The sequence below is a fragment of the Actinomadura sp. WAC 06369 genome, from assembly GCF_003947565.1.
Taxonomy (GTDB): Bacteria; Actinomycetota; Actinomycetes; order Streptosporangiales; family Streptosporangiaceae; genus Spirillospora; species Spirillospora rifamycini.
In genome coordinates this window covers 31,322-42,373 of record NZ_QHJN01000002.1, presented here as the reverse complement: position 1 = coordinate 42,373, position 11,052 = coordinate 31,322, and the positions used below count along the sequence as shown (strand labels likewise).

Here is an 11,052-nt window from a genome sequence, read left to right as displayed (position 1 = left end):
CGTGGTCCCTCACCCCGGTCGGTCGGACTCCCGGAAACGGACGGTATATCGGATCGGGCGTGTCCAACGTGGCTGTCCAAATGGCCATCCGGGCGCCCGCCCGGTCATCGCGTTTCGTCGAAGATCTGGGCTTGGAGTTCGTCGAGCTGGTCCTGTTCGAGCGTCACGAGAGCGAATTGCGCGGGCGCGTCTTCCGCGGCGTCCGAGGACGCGGCGGGGTCGGCGCCGGGGGCGGTGGCGTGCGCGGCGAGGCCGCGGAGCATGGCCCGCCAGGCGTCGATCAGTTCCGCCGCCTCGGTTTCGGTGAACAGGGCGGAAGGGCAGGTCAGCGCGATTTCCAGGGTCGGGCCGTCCGGACGTTCCCAGACCGTGGCGCCCGCGTCCAGGGCGTGCGTGAAGGCCGTTTCGGCGTCCGCTCCGCTGCCCAGTGCGGTTTCCCCGACGGGCCGCCAGTTCGCGCGCCCCGACGCGCCGGACGGGTCGGCGGCGTTCATCCGGCCGAGATAGTTGAAACGGATCTGCGGTCTCGGCAGGGCGGCGAGCGTCGCCGCGGTCGCCGGATTCAGATAACGCAGCAGGGCGTATCCGAGGCCGTCGCCGGGAACGGCGCGCAGCCGTTCCCGCACCCGTTTCACCAGCCGGGCCGCGGCCGGCCCGCCCGACCGTACTCCGGTCGGGTCCGACGCGCCGGTGTCCAGCCGCACGGGGTGGCCGCCGGTGAACCATCCGACGGTTCCGGTGAGGTCCATGCCGGCGGTCAGCGGGTCCCGGCCGTGCCCTTCGACGTCCACCAGCAGACCGCCCGCGCGGCCCCCGCCGCGGCGGCCGCGCCAGGCCGTCACGGCCGCCACGAGGCCCGCGAGGAGCAGATCGTCGATGCTCGCGCGGACCCCGGCCGGTCCGCCGTCCAGCAGAACCGCGGTCACGTCGCGCGGCAGCACCCGCGAGGCCCGGTGGGCACCCGCGGCCACGGTGTCGCGCGCGGGGTCGAGCGGACGCGCCCCCAGCGTCGGGTTCGGGCCCGACAGCATCCGCGTCCACTCGGCCAGCTCGTTCACCCTGGCCTGGCCGGACGCCTGCGCCTCCAGCTCGCGGGCCCAGCGGCGGAACGACGTGCCGACCGGTGCGAGGGGCGTCTCCGGTGCGCGGTAGGCGGCCTCCAGGTCGGGCACGAGGATCCGCCAGGACACCCCGTCCACCACCAGGTGGTGCGCGACCAGCAGCAGGCGGCCCGGCGCGTCCGGCCCGGCGTCGAACCAGGCCGCCGCGACCATCGCGCCCGCGCGCGGATCGAGCTCCGCCATCGTCGTCCACGACTCGGCGTCCACCAGCGCGTCCAGCCGCCCGGCGGCCAGGCCGCGCGCGTCCACCCGCCGGACCTCGGGCGTCGCGCTCCCGGTCGCCTCCGGCACCTCCAGCCGCCACGGGCCGTCGTCGGGGATGCAGAGGCGCGCGCGCAGCGCGTCGTGATGGTCGAGGACCGCGCGCAGCGCCCGTTCCAGCCTCGCCAGGTCGAGCCCCGCCGGGACGCCGATCACCATCGACTGGCAGAACCCGCCGTGCAGCACCGCGGCACCCGACCGCTCCGCCGCCTCCCGCATCGCCGGCGTCAGCGGCACCGTCCCGGTCGGGACGTCCTCCCCGCCCGCCGAGGACTCGGTTCCCGCCGCCGTCGCGACGCGCGCCAGACCCGCCGGGGTGCGCTGCTCGAACACCTGGCGCGCGCTGATCGCGACACCCGCGCGGCGCGCCCGGGACACGGCCAGGATCGACAGCACCGAGTCGCCGCCGAGCTCGAAGAACGAGTCGTCCGCCCCGACCCGCTCCAGGTGCAGGACGTCCGCGAACACCTCGCACAGCAGTTCCTCGACGGGCGTCGCCGCGTCCCGTCCCCGCGCCGCCCGTTCCGCGAAGTCGGGGGCGGGAAGGGCGGCCCGGTCGACCTTGCCGTTGCGGGTGACGGGGAGCGCGTCGAGGGGGACGAACGCGGCCGGGACCATGTGCTCCGGGAGTCGGTCGGCGACGAACTCGCGAAGGTCGGAGTCGTCGCCGCCGGGGTTTCCGATGATGTAGGCGACGAGCCGCTTGGTGCCGGGGTCGTCCTCGCGGGCGATGACGACGGCCTGGTGCACGTCGGGGTGGCTGGTCAGGGCGGCTTCGACTTCGGCGGGCTCGATCCGGAAGCCCCGGATCTTCACTTGGTCGTCGGCCCGGCCCGCGAATGCCAGCCGACCGTCGGACGTCCAGCGGGCGAGGTCGCCCGTGCGGTACATCCGGGCGGCCGTCTCGAAGGGGTTCGCGACGAACCGTTCCGCCGTCAGGGCCGGGCGGGACGCGTACCCGCGCGCGAGCCCGGCACCCGCGACGTACAGCTCACCGACCACACCGGGCGGGACCGGGCGTAACGACTCGTCCAGGACGTACGCGCGGGAGTTGTCCATCGGCGCCCCGATCGGCACCGCGTCCGGGACGTCGTCGGACGGGCCGAACGCGACCTGGGTCGTGAACGCCGTCGTCTCGGTCGGCCCGTAGGTCGTCCGGACGACGAGGTCCGGGTGGGTCTCCAGCAAGGCGCGGATCGCTGCGGACGACACGACGTCGCCGCCCGTGGACACCTCGCGGACACCGGCGAAGATCTCCGGCGACTGCTCCGCCAGCACACGGAACAGACCCGCCGTCGCGTGCACGTTCGTCACGCCGTGCTCGGCGATCAGCCGTCCGCGCTCGGCCGGATCGACCTCGCCCGGCGGGACGACGACCAGACGACCGCCCCGAAGCAGCGGCGTCCAAATCTCGTACGTCGACGCATCGAACGCATGGTTCGCCTGCACCAGCACGCTTTCCACGACGTCGTCACGCCACGCCTCGTCCAGGCAGAACGCCACCACGTTCGCATGCGTGACCGCGACACCCTTCGGCACGCCCGTCGATCCCGAGGTGTACATGACATACGCGAGACTCTGCTCCGGGACATGGACGTTCGGGTTCTGCTCGACGGGCTCGAACGCGTCGGCGTCGGTGATGACGGTCGACACTCCGGCCTCGGCCATCACCGCCGCGATCCGCTCCTCCGGGTGCGAGACGTCCAGCGGCACGTACGCCGCGCCCGCCTTCAACACCCCGAGCAACACCGGGATCAACTCGGGCGAGCGCCGCATCCGGACGCCGACCGGCGTACCCGCCCGGCCGGCGAGCGCCCGCGCGACACCGTTGGCCCGCGCGTTCAACTCCGCGTACGTCCACGACACACTGCCGTCCCCCGACACGACCGCCACCGCGCCCGGCGTCCGCGCCGCCTGCGCCTCGAACAGCTCCACCAGCGAACCGGCCGGCACCGCACACGCCGTGGCGTTCCACTCCTCCACCACCAGCCGGCGCTCGTCCGCCGACAGCACATCGACCTCAGAGACCCGCAGGTCCGGATCGGCCGCCACCTGCTCGAACACACGGACCAGCCGGTCGGCCAGCGCGCGAACGGTCGGCTCGTCGAACAGGTCGGTTGCGTACTGGATCGCGCCGTCGAGGCCGCCGCCGTCCCGCCGTTCGAGCAGCGACACCGACAGGTCGAACCGTGCGGCGCCCGTGCCGCCCATCGGGAGCGGGGCCACGTCGAGGCCGGGGAGCGTCCAGGAATCGCCGTCGCGGACGGCGTCCACGGCGAGCATCACCTGGAAGAGCGGGTGCCGGGACAGCGACCGCGCCGGGGCCAGTTCGTCCACGAGCCGCTCGAACGGAACGTCCTGGTGGGCGAACGCCGCGAGGTCGGTCTCCCGGACGCGCTCCAGCAGTTCGGCGAACGAGGGATCGCCGCTCACATCCGTCCGCAACACCAGCGTGTTGACGAAGAACCCGACCAGGTCCTCCAGCGCCGCGTCACCACGACCCGCCACAGCCGTCCCCACCGGGACGTCGTCACCCGCACCCACCTTCGACAGCAGCACCGCCACCGCCGCCTGCGCCACCATGAACATCGTCACGCCACGCCGCCGCGCCAGATCAGCGATCCGGACATGAACGGCCGCGCCCACCTCCACCGGCACCACGCCCGCGCGGAACGACGGTGTCGCCGGGCGCGGACGGTCGGACGGCAGCGCGGTCTCCTCGGGGGCGCCCGCCAGGGCGTCGCGCCAGAAGGCGAGCTGCCCGGCGGCGAGGCCGTCCGGGTCGTCGGGGTCGCCGAGGGTCTCCCGCTGCCAGAGCGCGTAGTCGGCGTACTGGACGGGCAGCGGCCCCCAGCCGGGGACCTCCCCGCGGGCGCGGGCCGCGTAGGCCGTCGCGAGGTCGCGCGCCAGCACGTCCATGGAGATGCCGTCCACCGCGATGTGGTGGGCGACGATGACGAGGATCGCGTCGGACGGCGATCGGCGGATCAGGACGGTCCGCCAGGGCAGGTCGCGGGACAGGTCGAAGCCGCGTCCGGTCTCGGCGTCCGCGAGCCGTTCCGCGTCGGCGGCGGTGACGTCGGCGGCGTCGACGACGTCCAGCGGCGGGCAGTGCGCCGTCACCCGCTGGCGGGGGGCGCCGTCGCCGTCCGGGTAGATCGTCCGCAGGGTCTCGTGGCGGTCGGCGACGTCGCGGAGCGCCGCCCGCAGCGCCGCCTCGTCCAGGTCGCCCGACAGGCGCAGGACGGACGCCACGTTGTAGGCGGCGCGGCCGGGGGCGGCCGGGTCGCCGGGGCCGTCGAGCCGGTTCAGGAACCACATGCGCTGCTGCGCGTACGACAGCGGGACCTCGTCCGGGCGGGGCCGGGCCGTCAGCGGCGGGCGCGCCGCGCCGCGCGCGCCGTCGACCGCGCGGGCGGTGGCCTCGACGGTCGGGGCGGCGAACAGCGCGCGGATGCCGATCTCGGCCCGCAGGACGGTCCGGACGCGGGCGAGGAGGCGCATCGCGAGGAGGGAGTCGCCGCCGAGGTCGAAGAAGGAGTCGCCGGCGCCGACGCGGTCGAGGCCGAGGATCTCCGCGAACAGGCCGCACAGGACGTCCTCGGTGGGGGTGCGGGGCGTCCGGTCGCCGGTGCGGGCGGCGAAGTCGGGGGCGGGCAGCGCCGCCCGGTCCAGCTTGCCGTTCACGGTGACGGGGAGGGTGCCGAGCCGGACGAACGCGGCCGGGACCATGTGCTCGGGGAGCCGTTCGGCCGCGTGGGCCCGCAGCGCCGCCTCGTCGGCGTCGCCGACGACGTACGCGACGAGCCGCTGAGCGCCGGCGTCCTCGCGGACGACGGCGGCGACCTGGGCGACGCCGGCGTGCCCGGCGAGGACGGCTTCGACCTCGCCGGGTTCGACGCGGAACCCGCGGAGCTGGACCTGCCGGTCGGCGCGGCCCAGGTGCTCCAGGGCGCCGTCCCGCCGGTACCGGGCGAGGTCTCCGGAGCGGTACATGCGCCCGCCGGTGAACGGGCACGCGACGAACCGTTCCGCCGTGCGGCCGGGGCGGTGCAGGTAGCCGCGGGCGAGGCCGGGGCCGGTGACGTACAGTTCGCCGGTCACGCCGGGCGGGACGGGCCGGAGCCAGTCGTCCAGCAGGTGGACGGCCAGGTCGGGGATGGGCTCGCCGATGACCCCGCCGGGACGGGACGCGCACAGTTCGGCGTCCAGGGCGGCGCGGGTGACGTGCACGGTCGTCTCGGTGATGCCGTACATGTTGGCGAGCGCCGCGCCGGGGTGGCGGTCGTACCAGCCGGTGAGCCGTCCGGGGTCGAGGGGTTCGCCGCCGAACACGACGTGCCGGAGCGCCGCGAGGTCGGTGCCGGGCGCGCCGGCGTCGGCGGCCATGAGCTGCGCGAACGCCGACGGCGTCTGGTTGAGGACGGTGACGCGTTCGGCGGCGAGCAGGTCCAGGAACGCGTGCGGGGTGCGGGCGGTCGCGTAGGGGACGACGACGAGGCGGCCGCCGTGCAGCAGCGCGCCCCAGATCTCCCACACCGAGAAGTCGAACGCGTACGAGTGGAAGAGCGTCCACACGTCCCGCGGCCCGAACCGGAACCAGGGGCGCGTCTCCGACAGCAGCCGGACGACGGCGGCGTGCGGCACCGCCACGCCCTTCGGGCGGCCGGTGGAGCCGGACGTGTAGATGACGTAGGCGGGGTGGCCGGGGCGGAGCGGGGCGGTCCGGTCGGTGTCGGACGGCGCGGTCACGGGGCGCGCGGCGATCGTCGCGACGGTCGCCGGGTCGTCCAGCACCAGCGGCCGGGCGGTGCCCGGGATCCGCGGCGCGGTCGCGGCCTCGCACACGACCAGGGCGGGGCGGGCGTCGGCGAGGGTGTCCGCGATCCGCCCGGCGGGATGGGCGGGGTCGACGGGGACGTAGGCGGCGCCCGCCTTCAGCACGGCGAGAAGGACCGCGACGAGGTCCGCCGACCGGTCCATGACGACGCCGACGCGGGTCTCCGGCCCGGCGCCGCGCGCGATCAGCTCGTGCGCGATCCGGTTGGCGGCGGCGTCCAGGGCGCCGTAGGTGCGGGCGGTGCCCGCGCAGGTCACCGCGACCGCGTCGGGGGCGCGGGCGGCCTGCCGCGCGAACAGGTCCGGGAGCGTGGCGGCGGGCGCCGGGCGCGCCGCGGGCCGCCGGACGGCCCGCGCCCGTTCGGCGTCGTCGAGGAGGTCGACGCCGCCGACGGTGACCGCCGGGTCCGCCGCGACCTGTTCCAGGACCCGCACGAGCCGCGCCGCGAGGGCCTCCGCCGTCGCCGCGTCGAACAGATCGGCCGCGTACCGCAGGTCGCCAGTCAGCCCGGCGGGGGCGCCGTCGCCGTCGCGCCTCTCCGCGAACGTGAACGACAGGTCGAACCGGGCCGCGGTCCCGTCGCCGGGCGGCAGCGCCTCCGCCCGGACGCCGGGCGGCGTCCACGGCGCGTCGTCCCGCGGCACGTTCTGGAAGTTCAGCACGACCTGCACCAGCGGGTGCCGGGCGAGGGAGCGCGGCGGGTTGAGGTCCTCGACGAGCCGCTCGAACGGGAGGTCCTGGTGGGCGTAGGCGGCGAGGTCGGTGTCGCGGACCCGCGCGAGCAGGTCGGTGAAGCTCGGGTCGCCGCTGACGTCCGTCCGCAGCACGAGGGTGTTGAGGAAGAACCCCACCAGGTCCTCCAGCGCCGGATCGCCGCGCCCCGCCACGACCGTCCCGATCGGCACGTCGGTGCCCGCGCCGGTCCGCGCCAGCAGCAGCCCGAGCGCCGCCTGCACCACCATGAACGGCGTGGCCCCGCCGCGCTGCGCCACCCCGATCAGCGCCGCGTGCGTCCGGGCGTCCACCTCGATCGGCACGGAGCCGCCGCGGAACGAGGCGGCGGACGGCCGGGGCCGGTCGGCCGGCAGCGGCAGCTCGTCCGGCAGCCCCGCCAGCGTCGCCCGCCAGTACGCGAGCTGCGCCGCGAGGACGCCGTCCGGGTCGTCCGGGTCGCCGAGAACCTCCCGCTCCCACAGGGCGAAGTCGGCGTACTGGACGGGCGGCGGCGCCCAGCCGGGCGCGCGGCCCGCGCGCCGGGCCCGGTAGGCGACGCCGAGGTCACGCAGCAGCAGCCCCATCGACCAGCCGTCCACCGCGATGTGGTGCGCGACGAGCACCAGCACCGACTCCGCCGGGGACACGACGAACAGCCGCGCCCGCCACGGCGGTTCCCGGGTCAGGTCGAACCCGCGCCCCAGCTCCGCCGCGACGGCCTCCGCCAGCTCCGCTTCGCGGACCTCGGCGGGGCGCAGCCGCGGGCGGCCCGCGGGCCCGTCCAGCCGCACCTGGCGCGGCGTCCCGTCCGTCTCGGGGAACGTGGTGCGCAGGCTCTCGTGGCGGTCGGCGACGTCCCCGAGGGCCGCCTCCAGCGCCGCGACGTCGAGGTCGCCCGTCAGGCGCAGCGCGAGCGGCACGTTGTACCCGGCGCCCGCGCCCGCGGTCTCGAGCCGGTTCAGGAACCACATCCGCTGCTGCGCGTACGACAGCGGCACGACGTCGGGGCGCGTCCGGGCGGTGAGCGGCGGGCGGACCGCGCGCCCGCGCGCCGCCTCGGCCGCCCGCGCGACGTCCGCGGCGGTCGGCGCCGCGAACAGCTCCCGGATGCCGATCTCCGCGCCCAGCACCGACCGGACGCGGGCGGTCAGCCGCATGGCGAGGAGCGAGTCGCCGCCGAGGTCGAAGAACGAGACGTCCGCCCCGACCCGCTCGACGCCGAGGACCTCGGCGAACAGGCCGCACAGGACCTCCTCGGCGGAGGTCGCCGGAGGGCGGCCGCCCGTCCGCCCGGCGAGGTCCGGGGCGGGAAGGGCGGCCCGGTCGACCTTGCCGTTGCGGGTGACGGGGAGCGTGTCGAGCGGGACGAACGCGGCCGGGACCATGTACTCGGGGAGTCGGGCGGCGACGAACCCGCGCAGGTCGGTGTCGGAGGCGGTGCCGGTGACGTAGGCGACGAGCCGCTTGGTGCCGGGGTCGTCCTCGCGGGCGATGACGACGGCCTGGCGGACGTCGGGGTGGCTGGTCAGGACGGCTTCGATCTCGGCGGGCTCGATCCGGAATCCCCGGATCTTCACCTGCTCGTCGGCGCGCCCCTCGAATGCCAACCGGCCGTCGGACGTCCAGCGGGCCAGGTCACCGGTCCGGTACATGCGGCCGGTGCCGCCGAAGGGGTCGGCGACGAACCGTTCCGCCGTCAGCGCCGCGCGTCCGGCATATCCGCGCGCCACACCGTGCCCGGCGAGGTACAGCTCACCGGCCGCACCCGGCGGCACCGTGCGTAAGAACTCGTCCAGGACGTAGGCGCGGGTGTTGTCCATCGGTGCCCCGATCGGCACCGAATCGGGAACCTCGCCAGAGGACGTGAAGGCCAGGTGGGTCGCGAACGCCGTCGACTCGGTCGGGCCGTAGGTCGTCCGGACGACGAGGCCCGGGTGCGCTTCCAGCAAGGCGCGGGCCGCTGCGGACGACACGACGTCGCCGCCCGTGGACACCTCGCGGACACCGGCGAAGATCTCCGGGGACTGCTCGGCCAGCACCCGGAACAGGCCAGCGGTCGCATGCACGTTCGTCACGCCGTGCTCGGCGATCAGTCGTCCGCGTTCGGCGGCGTCCAGATCGCCGTCCGGCGCCACCACCAGACGACCGCCCCGCAGAAGCGGCGTCCAGATCTCGTACGTCGACGCATCGAACGCATGGTTCGCCTGCATCAGAACGCACTGGACGACGTCCTCGCGCCAAGCGGCGTCCAGTGCGAACGCCACCACGTTCGCATGCGTGACCGCGACACCCTTCGGCACGCCCGTCGAACCGGACGTGTACATCACGTAAGCGAGACTCTGCGCCGAGACATGAACGTTCGGGTTCTGCTCGACCGGCTCGAACTCGTCGGCGTCGGTGATGACGGTCGCCACTCCGGCCTCCGCCATCACCGCCGCGATCCGCTCCTCCGGATGCGAAACGTCCAACGGGACGTACGCCGCACCCGCCTTGAGGACGCCGAGCAGCGCGGCGATCAGGTCTCCCGACCGCCGCATGCGGACGCCGACCAGCGAACCGCGACGATCCCCCAGCGCCCGCGCGACCCCGTTCGCCCGCGCATTCAGCTCCGCGTACGTCCACGACACGCCGCCGTCCCCCGACACGACCGCCACCGCGCCCGGCGTGCGCGCCGCCTGCGCCTCGAACAGCTCCACCAGCGAACCACCCGGCACCGGACGACCCGTCGCGTTCCACCCCTCCACCACCAACCGGCGCTCGTCCGCCGACAGCACGTCGATCTCGGCGAGGCGGGCGCCGGGGTCGGTGGCGAAGCGGTGCAGGATCCGTACCAGCCGGTCCAGCAGCGCCCGTGCCGCGGGGCGGTCGAAAACGGTCGGCCGGTGGTCGAGGCGGAGTTCGAGGTCGTCGTCGCCGGGGCTGACGACGAGGGTGAGGGGGTAGTGGGACGCGTCGTCGCCGCCGACCTCGGTGATGTGCAGGCCGCCGGGGACGCGGGCGGCGGACGGGTCGCCCGGGAAGCTCTCGTAGACGACGAGGGTGTCGAAGGCGGCGGCGGGTCCGGCGGCGCGCTGCACTTCGGCGAGGCCGAGGTGCTGGTGGGCGAGCAGCGCCGCCTGCCGGTCCTGGAGGGCGGTGAGGGTGCCCGCGACGGTGGCCGCCGGGTCGAGGGGCACCCGGACGGGGAGCGTGTTGATGAACAGGCCGAGCATCCGTTCCACGCCGGGCAGGTCGGCGGGGCGCCCCGCGGCGGTCGCGCCGAACACGACGTCGGTGCGGCCGGTGAGGGTGCCGAGCAGCAGCCCCCAGGCGGCCTGGACGGCAGTGTTCGGGGTGACGCCGAGGGCGCGGGCGGTGTCGCGGAGCCGGGTCGCGGTCGGCGCCCCGGCCCGGACGGTGACGTGGTCGGGGCGGGCGGGGGATTCGCCGGCGCGGCCGGGGACGAGCAGGGTCGACTCGTCGAGGCCGGTGAAGGCGGCGGCCCACGCGGCGCGGGCGGCGTCGCGGTCCTGGCGGGACAGCCAGGCGAGGTAGTCGCGGTAGGGGGCGGTGGGCGGCAGGACGGACGTGTCGCCGCCCGCCGCGTACACGCGGGACAGTTCGTCGAAGAGGATCGGCAGGGACCAGCCGTCGAGCACGATGTGGTGCATCGTGACGAGCATCCGGTGGCGGGCGGCGTCCAGCCGGATCAGCGCGGGGCGCAGCAGCGGCGGGGCGGACACGTCGAAGCCGCGGTCGCGTTCCTCGGCGGCGAGCCGGGCGGCCGCGGCCTCCGCGTCGGCGGGCGGGAGGTGCGACAGGTCGGCCTCCCGCCAGGGAAGGGCGGGGGCGCGGACGATGATCTGGACGGGCGCGCCGGAGCGGCGGCGCCGGAACCCGGCGCGGAGCGCGGCGTGCCGCCGCAGCAGCGCCTCCCACGACGCGCGCAGCACGGCGGCGTCCACGGGGCCGTCCAGGTGGACGGTGTGCTGCCCGACGTAGACGTCGCGGGCGCGCTCGTCGTAGCGGGCGTGGAACAGCAGCCCCTCCTGCAGGGGCGACAGCGGCCAGACCTCGGCGAGCGCTGAGTTGTTCACCGGTGTGTCCCTCCGGGTGCTCGGGCGGTCGGCGGGGGCG

At 75.6% G+C, this 11,052-nt stretch carries 1 protein-coding gene; it reads right to left on the bottom strand.

What is annotated here, in order from left to right:
- Positions 1-104: 104 nt before the first annotated feature.
- Entirely contained in the window at positions 105-11,012 is a 10,908-nt protein-coding gene (locus DMH08_RS01370; RefSeq protein WP_125611121.1) for a non-ribosomal peptide synthetase, read from the bottom strand.
- Positions 11,013-11,052: the final 40 nt, after the last annotated feature.